This window comes from Flavivirga sp. 57AJ16 (assembly GCF_028736925.1).
Taxonomy (GTDB): domain Bacteria; phylum Bacteroidota; class Bacteroidia; order Flavobacteriales; family Flavobacteriaceae; genus Flavivirga.
This window is the reverse complement of sequence record NZ_JAQZAT010000008.1, coordinates 167,309-181,648: the sequence shown is the minus strand read 5'-3', so window position 1 is coordinate 181,648 and position 14,340 is coordinate 167,309. Positions and strand designations below refer to the sequence as shown.

The following is a 14,340-nucleotide window of genomic DNA, read 5'->3' as shown; positions in this document are numbered from 1 at the left end:
AATTAATATTAACCAATACCTAAATCATTTTTAAATAATGTACAGATCATTTTTAAGTCTTATTATTCTTATCCTCTTGTTTTCTAGTTGTGAAAAAGAGCAAAACCCTTTTGAAATTGGAAAACAACATATTGGATTATTAACAGATTCCACACAAGTTAAAGACCTTAAAAGCATCTTTGCTAAAGATTCTTTAGTAACATTTACCAGTGGTGATGAATTTGCTGGCAGCAAAAACAATATAGAGCTATTTGAAAAAGGTGGTGCAAAACTTTTGGTTCTCACCCCGAAACAAGCTTTAGACTCTACGTCGGTTATTGAAAGTATTCAAATTATAGATCCTAGATATAAAACAAATAAGAACATATCTACCCTAAGTACCTTTAAGGATATTTCGAGTGCTTATAAAATTTCAAAAATAAATAGTCTAATAAACTCGGTTCATATTATTGTAAACGAATTAAACGCAAGTTTTGTTATAGATAAAAAAGAACTCCCTGCCAATCTTAGGTTTAATATGGATGTAAAAATAGAAGCTATGCATATTCCCGATAATGCTAAAATAAAATACTTTTTCTTAAACTGGACCATGCATTAACAACTAAATAAATGAACCCTTTCTTATCAAAATTATTAGTAGATCTGGCGCGTAAAAGACTTGAAAAAAAACAAGTCAACAAGCCTGTGAGCAAAAAACAAATAGTCCCTCTGGTAAGACGGTTTCAAGTTGAATTATCGCATGCAGTCAAAGAATATTTTTTTATTATAATTGGGGTTTTTTCTGCTGGATTTGGGTTAAAGGGTTTTTTATTGCCAAACAAATTTATTGATGGTGGCGCTACAGGGATTTCTTTATTATTAGAAAATGTAACATCATTGAATTTAGGCTTATTACTAGTGTTAGTTAACCTGCCTTTTTTAATTCTTGCCTACAGAACCATTGGCAATAAATTCGCCATAAAAAGTATTGCTGCCATAACTCTTTTAGCAACCGTTGTACACTTTGTAAACTACCCTATCGTTACTGAAGACAAGTTATTAATCGCTGTTTTTGGTGGTTTCTTTTTAGGCTTGGGAATTGGCATGTCGATACGTGGAGGTAGCGTTATTGATGGCACTGAGGTTTTAGCCATATTTTTAGGCAGAAAATTATCATTAACTATTGGTGATGTTTTGCTGCTAATCAACGTTATAATATTTGCCGTAGGTGCATACATACTATCTATTGAAACAGCTCTTTATGCTATGCTTACTTATTTGGCTGCGGCAAAGACAGTAGATTTCGTGGTAGATGGCGTAGAGGAATATGTAGGGGTCACAATCATCTCAAACCACCATGAAGAACTAAGGATCATGCTTACTGAAAAACTAAGACGTGCTTGCACTATATATGCCGGTAAAGGAGGCTATGGTAAACAAGGCTCTAGCTATGATAAAGATATTATTTACACTGTTGTAACACGTCTGGAACTTACCAAACTTCAAACGGAAATTGACAAAATAGACAGAAAGGCGTTTATTATCATGGGCGTTGTTAAAGATTTAAAAGGTGGCATGATCAAGAAGAAGCCCATGAAATAGTTAGTTGTTAGTTGTTAGTTGTTAGTTGTTAGTTGTTAGTTGTTAGTTGTTAGTTGTTAGTTGTTAGTTGTTAGTTGTTAGTTGTTAGTTGTTAGTTGTTAGTTGTTAGTTGTTAGTTGAAAAATAAACTTTACGTGGAAGAAAAAAAATATACAATACAAAACAATCCGTTTGTCGTACCAACTACAGACGGAAAAATCATAAAGGAACATTTTGGAATGGCTTCCAATGGCAATTCACAAATTAGCATAGCCCATATGAAGGCGCCTTCTGGGTGGAGTGAACCTTTTCAAACACCGAGGTTTGATGAATTCACCTTTATAATAAAAGGTAAAAAGCAATTCATTATTGAAGGTGAAACCATTGTTTTAGAAGCAGGCCAATCTATTAAAATTGAGAAGAACACTAGAGTTCAATATTCTAATCCTTTCGCTGAAACATGTGAATATATAGCTATTTGCATACCCGCATTTTCTATAGACTTAGTAAATAGAGAAACTAAATGAATGCTTACTTTATAAAAATTATTGGATCTTATATAAACCTAATAAGTTATTTTTCGCCAAAATATGCCGCAAAACTGGCTATTAAGTTATTTTCAACCCCTCAAAAAGGGAGACTCAATGAAAAAGAAAAACAATACCTCAACACTGCGGTCCAAGAAGAGATCATGCATGAAAATATTTCAATAAAAACGTATTGTTGGAAAGGTGAAAAAGAACCCGTTTTATTGGCTCACGGTTGGGAAAGCAATGCCTATAGATGGAAAAGTTTAATCGAAATCTTAAAGTCTTTAAACTATACTGTTATTGCTCTTGATGCTCCAGGGCATGGGCATTCTAGTGGAAAATTATTTAATGCACTCCTCTATTCAGAATGCATACATGCTGTTGCTAAAAAATTTGAGATAAATACTATAGTAGGTCATTCGGTTGGTGGCACCGCAAGTATCTTTTCTCAATACAAAAAACAGTTGGCATCTATTGAAAAAATAATCTTATTGGGTGCTCCTGCAGATTTTGTTGGGGTCTTTAAACGATACGAAACCATGATGGGTTACAACAAAAAGGTTTCCCTTGCTATGGCTCAGTATGTATTAAGAGAATTTAATCATTTACCAGAATACTATTCTGCCCCTGATTTCGCAAAAGATATCGAAGCAAAAATATTGGTTGTCCATGATAAGAAAGATAGAATCATACCTTACTCTGATGGGTTAAAATTCAAAAAAAATCACAAAAAAGTAGAATTTATTGGTACGAAAGGCTTTGGGCATGGTCTAAAAAACGAAGCTGTTCACAGTTACGTTATTGACTTCTTAAACGCATAAAATGTTGTACTTTTGAAGCATGGAAGTACAGTTAAAAAGAATTAACAAATTTTTAAGCGAAGTGGGGTATTGCTCACGTCGTGAAGCAGATAAACTTATTGAAGCAGGGCGGGTTACCATAAACGGTGTTATTCCAGAAATGGGCACAAAAATTGCCCCGGAAGATGTTGTTCATGTTGATGGTGAAGAAATAAAAAATAACAAAGAAAGTTTTGTCTACTTGGCTTTTAACAAACCCGTTGGGATTGTTTGTACAACGGATACTTCTGTTGAAAAAGATAATATTATTGATTTTATAAACTACCCAAAACGCATTTTTCCCATTGGGAGATTAGATAAACCTAGTGAAGGCCTAATTCTTTTAACCGATGATGGGGACATTGTAAATAAAATTTTGCGTGCTAGTAATAATCATGAGAAAGAATATATCGTAAAAGTAGACAAGCCTATATCGCAAACATTTATAGAGCGTATGTCCGGTGGTATTCCGTTAGCAGAATTAAACAGAGTCACTAAACAATGTAAAGTCGAAAAACTAAGCACCTACCAATTCAAAATTATCTTAACACAAGGTTTAAATAGGCAAATTCGTCGTATGTGCGAATATTTAACCTATGAAGTAGAAACACTTAAACGTGTGAGGATCATGAATATTAAAATGGACATGCCCGTTGGTGAGTATAGAGAATTGACAAAAGAAGAATTTAATGAGTTAAATAACTTGATTAGTAATTCTACCAAGGAATATAGGAAATCTCCAAGAAGGATAAAAAAATAAATGATTAATAACAAACCTTAATACCTTCTTTTCATTTAGCCACATCTGGTCATAACCTCTCGGAATGCAGAGATTTTTATAGAGATATTTTAGGCTGTAAGGAAGGCAGAAGTAGTGATTGTTGGATAGACTTTAACTTTTTCGGTCATCAATTAGTTATTCATCACAACCCAAAAGAAAAAGATAGTACGCATACCAATTTGGTAGATGGAAAGGACGTCTCCGTACCACACTTTGGAATTGTTTTACCATGGGATACTTTTCATGTTTTTTCGGAACATTTAAAAAGTAAAAACATTGATTTTATTATCGCCCCTTATATTCGTTTTGAAGGTTTAATTGGAGAGCAAGCCACCATGTTTTTTAAAGATCCTTCAGGAAATGCTTTGGAGTTTAAATCTTTTAAGAATATGGAACAGTTGTTTTCAGCAAGTTAGATTCTTCAGTCGTGCCTCTTTCTGAATGGCACTTAGTTGTTATTGTTTGACTATAGATCATGACGTCATTTCTGCTGCTTGACATTCTTTGGATCTAAGCTCGCAAAGACGCGAAGACGCAAAAAAGAAATCGTGAACTACCATCTCGAGCAAAGCCAACTGAGACCGAACACTGGATACTGATTTCTTCCATTGACGTGCTTTAATAACTATTAAATTTACTGTTATTGTCAGAGCACAGCGAAGCATCTAATTAACTTCAAAAGATTCTTCAGTCGTGCCTCCTTCTAAATGACACTTAGTCGTTATTGTTTGACTATAGATCATGACGTCATTTCCGCTGCTTGATATTCTTTGGATCTAATTTCAATATGGCACATCGAACTTACTTTTTAACCCTCGTTTTTATAAGTTAACGATACTGTTTTTTTATTGATTGTGCCTTTCCCGAGCAAGCAATGTATTTTTAAGCAACATAGCAATTGTCATGGGGCCTACACCTCCTGGAACGGGCGTAATGTAACTTGCTTTTTCACTAACGTTAGCAAAATCGACATCGCCTACTATTCTATATCCTCTTGGCCTGGTTTCATCTGCAACTCTTGTAATCCCAACATCCACAATAACGGCACCATCTTTCACCATTTCCGCTTTTAAGAAATTAGGAACTCCTAATGCAGAAATAATAATATCTGCTTGCGATGTAATTTGAGTGATGTTTTTGGTATGACTATGTGTTAAGGTGACTGTAGAGTTTCCCGGAAACCCTTTCCGACCCATTAAAATACTCATAGGCCTACCTACAATATGAGAACGACCAATAACAACGGTGTGCTTTCCTTTAGTTTCTACCCCATAACGGTCTAACAGTTCTAAAATACCAAATGGTGTCGCTGGAATAAAAGTAGACATGTCTAAAGCCATTTTACCAAAATTTGTAGGATGGAAACCATCTACATCTTTATCTGGGTTAACAGCCAATAACACTTTTTGCTCATTAATTTGTGAAGGTAATGGCAACTGAACGATGAAACCATCGATCTCAGGGTCTTCATTAAGTTCTTTTATTTTTTCCAATAACTCAATTTCACTCGTTGTATTGGACATTTGTACCAAAGTAGACTCAAAACCAACCCGCTCGCAAGCTTTCACTTTACTACCAACATAGGTTAAACTTGCCCCATCATTACCGACGATGATCGCAGCTAAATGTGGCACTTTCTCACCTTTGTCTTTTATTTTCTGAACTTCTGCTGCAATTTCATTTTTAATATCATTGCTAACTTTTTTCCCGTCTAAAATTGTCATTGTTATAAAGTTTTCTGTCGCAGTCTCAGTCGCAGTTTTTTTACTCTGCCGAACTAAATCTCCGTTTTTATTTAGTTTTAAATTTAAGTTGTTGTACTCACTCTATTCAAGCTTAACCCCAAATTTCTCTGGGTTATTAATCATATAATTTATTAGCTTACCTATTCCTTTTCCTTGTTCTGAATATTTTGAATAATCTTCAGAAGAAATATATTCGCAGGCTAATGCAAAATCTAGCCAAGTATTTGTTTCAGAGTTTTCTCCATCAGCATCAGTAAGTTTACTTACAAAGTGTTTAGGATATCTCCGTTTCCTATAAGCTTCTGCTATATTAGCACATACGGAACGTGAACTTCTTCTTATTTGATCTGTCAATGAATAGGTTTCTTCTTTGGGAAACGATTTAGAAATTTCAAAAATAAACATAGCCAACTCAAATGATTTTTGATAGACTAATAGTTTTTTGAAATCCATGAAATTTCTACTTTTTAATACTGATTACTGAAAACTGAGACTGAATACTGGCCTAACGCATCCCCTTCATCATCTGCATCATTTTTTTACCGCCGCCTCCTTGCATCATCTTCATCATCTTGCTCATTTGGTTAAATTGCTTTAACAACTGATTGACCTCTTGAACAGAAGTTCCCGATCCCTTTCCTATACGTATTTTTCTACTTGAATTTATAATAGATGGATGGCTTCTTTCTTTAGGTGTCATAGAATGAATAATAGCTTCAATACCTTTAAAGGCATCATCATCAATATCAATATCTTTCATCATTTTTCCAGCACCGGGAATCATACCCATAAGGTCTTTCATGTTCCCCATTTTCTTAATCTGCTGAATTTGCTTTAAGAAATCATCAAAGCCAAATTGGTTTTTAGCTATTTTCTTTTGTAGTTTACGTGCTTCTTCTTCATCAAACTGTTCTTGGGCTCTTTCAACTAAAGAAACAACATCACCCATTCCAAGAATACGATCTGCCATACGTGATGGATAGAATACATCAATGGCTTCCATTTTTTCACCTGTACCAATAAACTTGATAGGCTTGTTTACGACCGATTTTATAGTGATAGCTGCACCACCGCGAGTATCCCCATCTAATTTGGTGAGTATAACACCATCAAAATTCAGTACATCATTAAAGGCTTTTGCAGTATTGACCGCATCTTGACCTGTCATAGAATCTACAACAAACAACGTTTCTTGTGGTTGAATGGCCTTATGAATGTTCGATATTTCGGTCATCATAACATCATCAACAGCCAAACGACCTGCGGTATCAATAATAACGACGTTATATCCATTAGCTTTTGCATGAGCTATACCTGCCTTAGAAATTGCAACGGGATCATTGTTTCCTCTATCACTAAAAACGGCAACGCCTATTTGATCTCCAACAACATGTAACTGGTCGATCGCAGCAGGACGATACACATCACAGGCCACCAACAATGGTTTTTTAGTTTTCTTATTTTTAAGATAATTGGCGAGTTTCCCAGAAAAAGTAGTCTTACCAGAACCTTGCAAACCGGACATTAAAATAACGCTTGGCGTACCAGAAAGATTAATACCTTCTGCATCACCTCCCATAAGCTCGGTCAACTCATCTTTTACGATTTTAACCATTAACTGACCTGGCTGTAGTGTTGTTAAAACATTCTGACCAAGTGCTTTTTCTTTAACTCTTCCGGTAAATTCTTTGGCTATTTTAAAATTAACATCGGCATCTAGCAATGCACGGCGAACTTCCTTTAAAGTTTCAGCTACATTAACTTCCGTGATACTTCCGTGCCCTTTTAAAACGTGTAAGGCTTTATCTAATTTATCGCTTAAATTATTAAACATAATTTACTTTTAATTTTAAGAATGGCAAAGTTAATGATTTGAAGCGTATTAATAAAGGGGCTTAATATAAAAATATTATGCCCTAGGGCAAGCCTTGGACGCTGAAAATAGACCCAAGGGTCGGAGGTATTAAACTTGAGATCCCTCTGAAAAAGCGGGATTAGCCTGCCTGGCCGACCAGCCGGTTTAACTATCCGTTTTGAATGCATTGCTTCGCAACTTTTCAAAACAGAGTTTTCCTGCCACGCAATATGCGTGGACTAATAAAAAAAGACTGTCAAATGATATCATTTGACAGTCTTATAAAGGAAATCCAGCTAATTAACCTACTACTAACCGGAAAGATAAGTTTTTCCTTTTTTCAATCAAAAACAGTTAGACTACCACTCTGCTTGTTCAAGAACCAGTATTCTTTCTATACCACCATTAGCATTGTAATCTTTTAATTCAATTCTATTTGGTGAAACTTCTTTTATTTTCCATCTGTGGTTAAGATCACCAAACGGTGCTTCCATCCCAAAATGCAGACCAAGGAATAAACCTTCATTTCTGTAAGCCAACCAGGAACCATCTATAATACCCTCATTAGGATCTGTTACTTTTATATAACCACTTTCTAAGAAATCTATTGAATATCCAAAGAACTCTTCAGTTTTATTTACATCTTCATCAGTGTATGAAGCAACTTCCCATAGACCAGTGACAACAACATCACCTATATAGTTTATATCTTCATCACCATCAGGACAATGCCTTTTCAATACCATTTTGTTGTTCTCATTTTCAAGTTTAATTAAACCTGGTTCCAGGAAAGTAATTAACCATTCTAATTTCAGGTCTGGTCTTCCTTCAAGGGTAATACTTAAACCTATTCCAGCATTTCTCACTAATACTTCATAAGTTCCTTCAACCAACTCACCTTTTACCCTAATTTTAACAACATTTTCTGGTAAAAACTTTAATGGTGTACCTATATAATCTTTTTCATTATCTGAACCATCTACACTTAATCGTGCTACTCTCCATAAACATTCTTGTAAATAGTTTTCAACTCTTTCTTTAGTAATATCAACTACTATATCACAATTTTTCTTTAAGATAATTTTATTACCTCCTGCCTGGTATAACTTTATTCTACCTGGTTCTAAATCGTACACAAACCATTCTAATGTGAAGTCTACCAACGTATCAAACTCAAGTTTTATTAAAGCGCCATTAGGCGTTACACGTGTACTCCAAGTCCCTGTTAGTGTATCACCTCCTCTGGCATGTACTTTAGCAACACCATCTTCTTTAAATACAATAACATACTCACGGTATTGATCATTTAAATTAGCTTCATTTCTTTGGAATTCGTAAACAACCCAAGGACATGTTTTTAATAAATTATCTAAACGTTCTTTAGTAAAATCGTCATCACCATAATCATTATCATCATCTTCATCACAAGCATCTTTTGCATCATTAATTGTGCTTTCCAGTGCTTCATTATTGTTTACAACAGTGGTAGAACCATCTGCATAAATCATAGTCACGGGGAAATTAAGACTTGCAAAAACATCGCCTTCTTTTACACGCTTGATGAAACGGTACAGTTCCCTATCATTTTCAACGGTGATAACATCTATAACTTGAAATGATGTATCATAGACCGAAAAAGATAATGGATATTGAAAATCGATACATTCAATATCATCGTCCGCTTCATTTTCACCTTTACATTCTTCGATTAAATTTTCTAAATCGTTACGATTGTTAAGAACAACTTCGCTATGATCTGATAAAATAATAGTTATAGGAAAAACAATGTCCAACCTATCATCGTCATCTTCAAACTCATTAAAGATGGCCTCGATAACTTTGTAGTCTTCAGTAGAATCAATAATAATTTCAAGACCATTAACAACAACCGTTACTGGTAATTCAACAGACAGACAACTTGCTTTATCAATAATGTTATCTGCAGATCCGTCCTTGGCAGATGTGGAGCTAATAAAACTTGTTAGCATGGAATTAGCAACAAGCGCTTCACTTTCAGCAGGCGGAGTAACCTCTATGACTTCGTCCTGGCATGAAGTGAATAATAAAAGAGCAAAAAAAGGTATTAATAATAATGTTCTCATTTTAGATTTCATGATGTTTGATTTTGGGTTAAACATAGCTTTTTGAATATAAAACAGGATAACTTTAAAAATTCCTACCCCGTGTTTCCTTTTTTTTTAATTTAGCATGAACAACCACCAATAATACATGGCGAAACAACTACATGAAAACATTTGCGAAGAGCGTATGTTTTCCTCTATATTCAATAAACATTCTAAAGATTTACACAATTTTCTATACTATAAGTTTGGCGAACTACTAAGCCCTAAAGATAAAGTACAGGAAGCTTTTGTTAAACTTTGGGAAAACTGTGCTAAGATTTCTCCAGAGAAGGCAAAAAGTTTTGTGTTTACTACGGCCAATAATTTAATGCTTAATGAAACGGCACACCAAAAGGTTGTTTTAAAACATCGGCAAATCAAACCTAAAATGTATACCAATGAGACTCCTGAATTTATAATGCAGGAAAGCGAGTATAACGATAAGTTGCAAAAAGCATTAGCAAATTTAACCGAAGCGCAACGGGTTGCCTTTATGATGAATCGGGTTGAAGGAAAACGTTTTAAGGAAATTGCCGCCCTTTTAGACATTTCTACCAAAGCAGTTGAAAAACGTATTTATGGCGCTTTAGAGAAATTACGGAAGGATATTAAGGAGTTGTGAAGGAGTTAGGAGTTAGGAGTTAGGAGTTAGGAGTTATACTTTTTGAATTTGGATTTTTAGTTTTCTGTATTTTTTTTCCCATAAAGAATGAACACCGAACACCGAACACTGAACACTAAATACTGAACACTGAATACTAAATACCGAACACTGAATACTGAATACCGAACACTGAACACTGAACACTGAAATTTAGTTTTTTGAAAAAAATTAAATCACAGGGTAGGAAAAAATAAAAGTAAACTGTTATATAATTGAATAAGGAATCATGAACAGAGAAATCTTAATATCGAAATGGTTGAATAACGATCTAAATGATCAAGAACTTGAAGCGTTTAAAATGCTTGAAGACTATGATGATTTAGTAAAGTTAAATGAAGGCTTACAGGCTTTTAAGACAGATGATTACGACACTTCTAAAGAACTAGATACTGTTTTAAACACTATTAAAAGCAGTAAAAAGCAATCAAAACATTGGTTTAAACCATTTATGCGTATTGCGGCCATACTTGCTGTTTGTTTTAGCCTATATTATTATACAACTACTTTAGATACCACCATAACTACTGAGTTTGCTGAAAAAACGACCATAGAATTACCAGATGCTTCTAGTGTCTCATTAAATGCAAAGTCATTATTAATATTCAATAAAAAAGATTGGAAACATCATAGAGAAGTAGAACTTAATGGCGAGGCCTTTTTTAAAGTTGCTAAAGGATCCTCTTTTAAAGTAAAAACAAAAACAGGAATTGTTACTGTTTACGGAACTCAATTTAATGTAAAACAATGGGACCATTATTTTGAGGTTATTTGCTACGAAGGTTTAGTTGGCGTTACTTACAATTCTCAAGAAACAAAGTTAAATCCTGGTGACAGTTTTTTAATAATCGATGGGAAAATAATTGCTAAAGAAAAAGAAAACCGCTCGAAACCTTCGTGGTTGAATAACGAGAGTACTTTTAAAAGTTTACCTTATAAAACAGTTATTGCCGAATTCGAAAGACAGTATGGCGTTGATATTACTTTAATAAATATTGATTCAGAACAGCTGTTTACGGGTAGCTTTGCTCACGACAATATAGACGTGGCCATAAAAGCAATTACCTTACCCTTACGCGTCACTTATAGCAAAACAAATCATACTATAATATTAAAACGTGAGTAGAAAAGGCATTCTTTCTCTTTTTTGCTCAATGTTTTTTTTGAATGTAGCTTACCTTAAAGCCCAAACCGTTCAAAAAGAAAAGCAGCCCCTTTTGTCTATTCTAAATATCCTTGAAGAGCGTTACAACATTAGCTTTTCTTATGCAGATGAAACAATTAAGGATAAAGAAATCATCTTACCCGATCAAGATTTTACTTTAGAAACTATTTTAGAGCTGCTTAAAAATAAAACCGAGCTGGACTTCGAGCTATTGGATAGCCGCTTTGTGGCCATTAAACTTTTAGAAAAAGAAAAAAACAGCCATAGCGTACAAAAACTCAAAGAAGTTGTTGTTACTAATTACCTTACTAATGGTATCACAAAATTAAATGATGGTTCCATTACTATAAAACCTGAAACTTTTGGAATCCTTCCTGGTTTAATAGAACCTGATGTTTTACAAACCATTCAAGCACTTCCTGGCGTTTTAAGTGCAGACGAAACAGTATCCAATATAAATGTTAGAGGTGGTACGCACGACCAGAACTTATTATTATGGGACGGTATAAAAATGTATCAATCGGGACATTTTTTCGGACTCATTTCTGCTTTTAACCCACATACAACAAAACGTATTAATGTATATAAAAATGGTACCAGTGCTAAATACGGTGATGGTATTTCCAGTATTATAGACATACAGTTACCAGATGATATTGATAACGAGTTTAAAGCAGGGATCGGTTTTAATTTGATAAATGCCGATGCCTACGCTAAAATTCCATTATCAAAAAAAACAGAATTACAGTTATCAACACGCCGTTCTGTGACCGACCTCATTGTGACGCCTACATACGATCAATATCTTAAACGTGTTTTTGAAGATTCAGATTTTAGTAATTCCAGCAACAATACCATCTCCCAAAATGAGACGTTTTATTTTTATGACATAACCGCCAAGTTCTTATATGACATTTCTAAAAAGGACAAAATCAGATTTCATTTTTTAAATGTGAACAACAAATTAAATTACGAAGAACTATTAAGCAATAATGAAAGAAACGAGGCCTTGAATAGTGAACTATCGCAACGAAACTCGGCCATTGGACTAACATATACAAGAGATTGGACCCATAGGCTTTCAACAACATACCAAGTCTATGTTTCTAATTATGATTTGGATGCTACAAATTTTGATGTTTTTAACGACCAACGACTTATTCAAGAAAACGAAGTATATGATGGTTCTTCAAAGTTTGACATTAATTACAAGCACAATCGTCTGCTGAAAATAAATGGCGGCTACCAATTCTCTGAAGTTGGCATTAGTAATTTAGAGGATGTCAATAACCCTGATTTTAGAAGTTATATTAAAAATGTTATTAGAAGTCATGCTATTTATGCAGAAACATCACTTTTATCGAATAATGCCAAAACCAATTTAAAAATAGGAGGGCGTTTTAATTATATAAACAAGTTTAAATTATTTTTGGCGGAGCCCAGGCTAAGGTTTAGTCAGCGCTTTTTAAACAACTTCAAATTTGAAGTATTAGGTGAGTTTAAACATCAAACAACATCTCAGATTATCGATTTGCAAAATGATTTTTTGGGCATTGAAAACCGTCGATGGGTACTATCCAACAATAATAGGGATAACATCTTTATTAACGATAAAACGATCTACCCAGTTCCGGTAGTGAAAAGCAAACAACTATCGGTCGGTATTCATTATAACAAAAACAAATTGTTAATTAGTGCCGAAGGTTACATAAAAAAAGTAGATGGTATTACCACAAGAAGTCAAGGTTTTCAAAACCAATATCAATTTATTAATAGTATGGGCAGTTATGAAATCCAGGGCTTGGATTTCTTATTAAACAAACAATTTGGAAACATTATAAGCAGTTGGGTTTCTTATTCCTATAGCAATAACAATTATATATTTCCATCCTTAAACGGTGGTAAAAAATTCCCCAATAATGCAGATATAAGGCATACCTTTTCTTTTGCCGGAACCTATACGCAAAAGGCTATTAAATTAGCATTAGGGCTCCATTGGCATTCTGGAAAGCCAACCACCCTTCCAGACGCAAATGATAATTCGAATGATCGGGTTATCACTTACACTACTCCTAATAGCTCTAATTTAGAGGATTATTTACGTACAGATTGTTCCGCTACTTATGCTTTTAATATTTCTGATACTGCACGGGCAACTCTTGGCGCATCGGTTTGGAATGTTTTAAATAAAAAAAATATTATAAATACATATTATACTTTAGATGACAATAATGAGGTTAACACTGTTGAAAACGAATCTCTGGGTATCACTCCTAATGTAAGTTTAAGAATACACTTTTAAATACAACACTTTATATTCAAATGGGTATAAATGTTTATTTTTGTAATATGCTATCTTTAAAAAGAATACAAAATATATTGAGCTGCCTCACTTTACTAATTACTTTAGTATCGTTTTCGGGTTTTACCAGTGTGTCTTCTAATTACGAAAAACCACAGACCGAGCTTCTTGTTAGCAAATATAAAAGCAATCATTCTACAGATAAACAATACAAGCCTTTTACTAAAAACTTTCAAAAAGTAATATGCAATCAGTACCTTGTTTTTAGTTTTAAATCCTTACTAAACATTCATACTTTTAACTTTAGTATTACTTTAAAATCCCAAAAGGAAACCATTTTACAGTTTGAGAACTACAACAACCTTCTAAAGCAAAATCTTATTGCTCAAACGCATACCATCAAGTCTAAAAGTGTCTTCATAGAGTAATATTCTATAACCTGTTGCCAACATTCTGGCAATATTTCAATTTATTTTTTAATCTGCGACATCATTTTCGATGCTGCATCTACTATTACCATAATGAAGACTTTAAAAAAAGCATTAAGGCTTTTCGCTTTAATACTTATGATTGCTTTGGCATCCGTATTACCTGTGCCCATGACTTTTTATAAAAAAGACCATCTTCCCAAGTATACCATAGAGCTTGTTGATAAAAAAGAAGATGACAATGAAAGTGAAGATGTTAAAACAAGTATGTGATTATAAGCTGAAATTTATACAAATAGTTTTAAGCCGAGAAAAACCTCTTAAACATTGTAAGTATTTATGTATATTTGA

Annotated in this window: 15 protein-coding genes; 11 read left to right on the top strand and 4 right to left on the bottom strand. The window is 33.9% G+C overall.

Annotated features, from left to right (window positions below; all coding sequences use genetic code 11):
• Window positions 1-37: 37 nt before the first annotated feature.
• The 6 genes from PQO00_RS10770 to PQO00_RS10745 all read left to right on the top strand — a co-directional run bounded on the left by PQO00_RS10770 (window position 38) and on the right by PQO00_RS10745 (window position 4,126).
• Window positions 38-598 (top strand): hypothetical protein, encoded by a 561-nt coding sequence (locus PQO00_RS10770; RefSeq protein ID WP_274184850.1) that lies wholly within the window; start codon window positions 38-40, stop codon window positions 596-598.
• Between the two features lie 11 nt (window positions 599-609).
• Complete coding sequence (locus PQO00_RS10765; protein ID WP_274184849.1) at window positions 610-1,581, top strand: YitT family protein; 972 nt, start codon at window positions 610-612, stop codon at window positions 1,579-1,581.
• Between the two features lie 134 nt (window positions 1,582-1,715).
• Window positions 1,716-2,087 (top strand): cupin domain-containing protein, encoded by a 372-nt coding sequence (locus tag PQO00_RS10760; RefSeq protein WP_274184848.1) that lies wholly within the window; start codon window positions 1,716-1,718, stop codon window positions 2,085-2,087.
• The gene (locus tag PQO00_RS10755; protein ID WP_274184847.1) at window positions 2,084-2,911 is read left to right on the top strand and encodes an alpha/beta fold hydrolase; all 828 of its coding nucleotides are present in this window, start codon (window positions 2,084-2,086) and stop codon (window positions 2,909-2,911) included. The genes PQO00_RS10760 and PQO00_RS10755 overlap by 4 nt, the downstream gene beginning before the upstream one ends.
• Before the next feature lie 19 nt (window positions 2,912-2,930).
• Window positions 2,931-3,689: a 23S rRNA pseudouridine(2604) synthase RluF gene (gene rluF / locus PQO00_RS10750; protein WP_274184846.1), complete on the top strand. Its 759-nt coding sequence runs from the start codon at window positions 2,931-2,933 to the stop codon at window positions 3,687-3,689.
• Window positions 3,690-3,709: 20 nt separating this feature from the next.
• Window positions 3,710-4,126 (top strand): VOC family protein, encoded by a 417-nt coding sequence (locus tag PQO00_RS10745; protein WP_274184902.1) that lies wholly within the window; start codon window positions 3,710-3,712, stop codon window positions 4,124-4,126.
• A gap of 429 nt (window positions 4,127-4,555) precedes the next feature.
• Here PQO00_RS10745 and PQO00_RS10740 read toward each other — a convergent pair whose 3' ends face one another.
• The 4 genes from PQO00_RS10740 to PQO00_RS10725 all read right to left on the bottom strand — a co-directional run bounded on the left by PQO00_RS10740 (window position 4,556) and on the right by PQO00_RS10725 (window position 9,424).
• Window positions 4,556-5,434 carry a bifunctional 5,10-methylenetetrahydrofolate dehydrogenase/5,10-methenyltetrahydrofolate cyclohydrolase gene (locus PQO00_RS10740; RefSeq protein WP_274184845.1) on the bottom strand — a complete coding sequence of 293 codons (879 nt, stop codon included), beginning with the start codon at window positions 5,432-5,434 and terminating at the stop codon, window positions 4,556-4,558.
• A gap of 102 nt (window positions 5,435-5,536) precedes the next feature.
• Entirely contained in the window at window positions 5,537-5,908 is a 372-nt protein-coding gene (locus PQO00_RS10735; RefSeq protein ID WP_274184844.1) for a four helix bundle protein, read from the bottom strand.
• A gap of 52 nt (window positions 5,909-5,960) precedes the next feature.
• Window positions 5,961-7,289, bottom strand: a complete 1,329-nt coding sequence (gene ffh / locus PQO00_RS10730; protein WP_274184843.1) for a signal recognition particle protein — start codon at window positions 7,287-7,289, stop codon at window positions 5,961-5,963.
• 380 nt (window positions 7,290-7,669) lie between these two features.
• Window positions 7,670-9,424, bottom strand: coding sequence for a hypothetical protein (locus PQO00_RS10725; protein WP_274184842.1), 1,755 nt, complete (start codon window positions 9,422-9,424; stop codon window positions 7,670-7,672).
• 115 nt (window positions 9,425-9,539) lie between these two features.
• Between PQO00_RS10725 and PQO00_RS10720 the strand changes: the two genes are divergently transcribed.
• The 5 genes from PQO00_RS10720 (at window position 9,540) to PQO00_RS10700 (ending at window position 14,262) form a co-directional block, all read left to right on the top strand.
• Window positions 9,540-10,055: an RNA polymerase sigma factor gene (locus PQO00_RS10720; protein WP_274184841.1), complete on the top strand. Its 516-nt coding sequence runs from the start codon at window positions 9,540-9,542 to the stop codon at window positions 10,053-10,055.
• 268 nt (window positions 10,056-10,323) lie between these two features.
• Entirely contained in the window at window positions 10,324-11,220 is an 897-nt protein-coding gene (locus tag PQO00_RS10715) for a FecR family protein (protein ID WP_274184840.1), read from the top strand.
• A 28-nt stretch (window positions 11,221-11,248) separates the two neighbouring features.
• On the top strand, window positions 11,249-13,561 hold the full coding sequence (locus PQO00_RS10710; RefSeq protein WP_274184901.1) for a TonB-dependent siderophore receptor: 2,313 nt from the start codon (window positions 11,249-11,251) through the stop codon (window positions 13,559-13,561).
• 47 nt (window positions 13,562-13,608) lie between these two features.
• Entirely contained in the window at window positions 13,609-13,989 is a 381-nt protein-coding gene (locus PQO00_RS10705; RefSeq protein ID WP_274184839.1) for a hypothetical protein, read from the top strand.
• Between the two features lie 93 nt (window positions 13,990-14,082).
• Window positions 14,083-14,262 carry a hypothetical protein gene (locus PQO00_RS10700; RefSeq protein WP_274184838.1) on the top strand — a complete coding sequence of 60 codons (180 nt, stop codon included), beginning with the start codon at window positions 14,083-14,085 and terminating at the stop codon, window positions 14,260-14,262.
• Window positions 14,263-14,340: the final 78 nt, after the last annotated feature.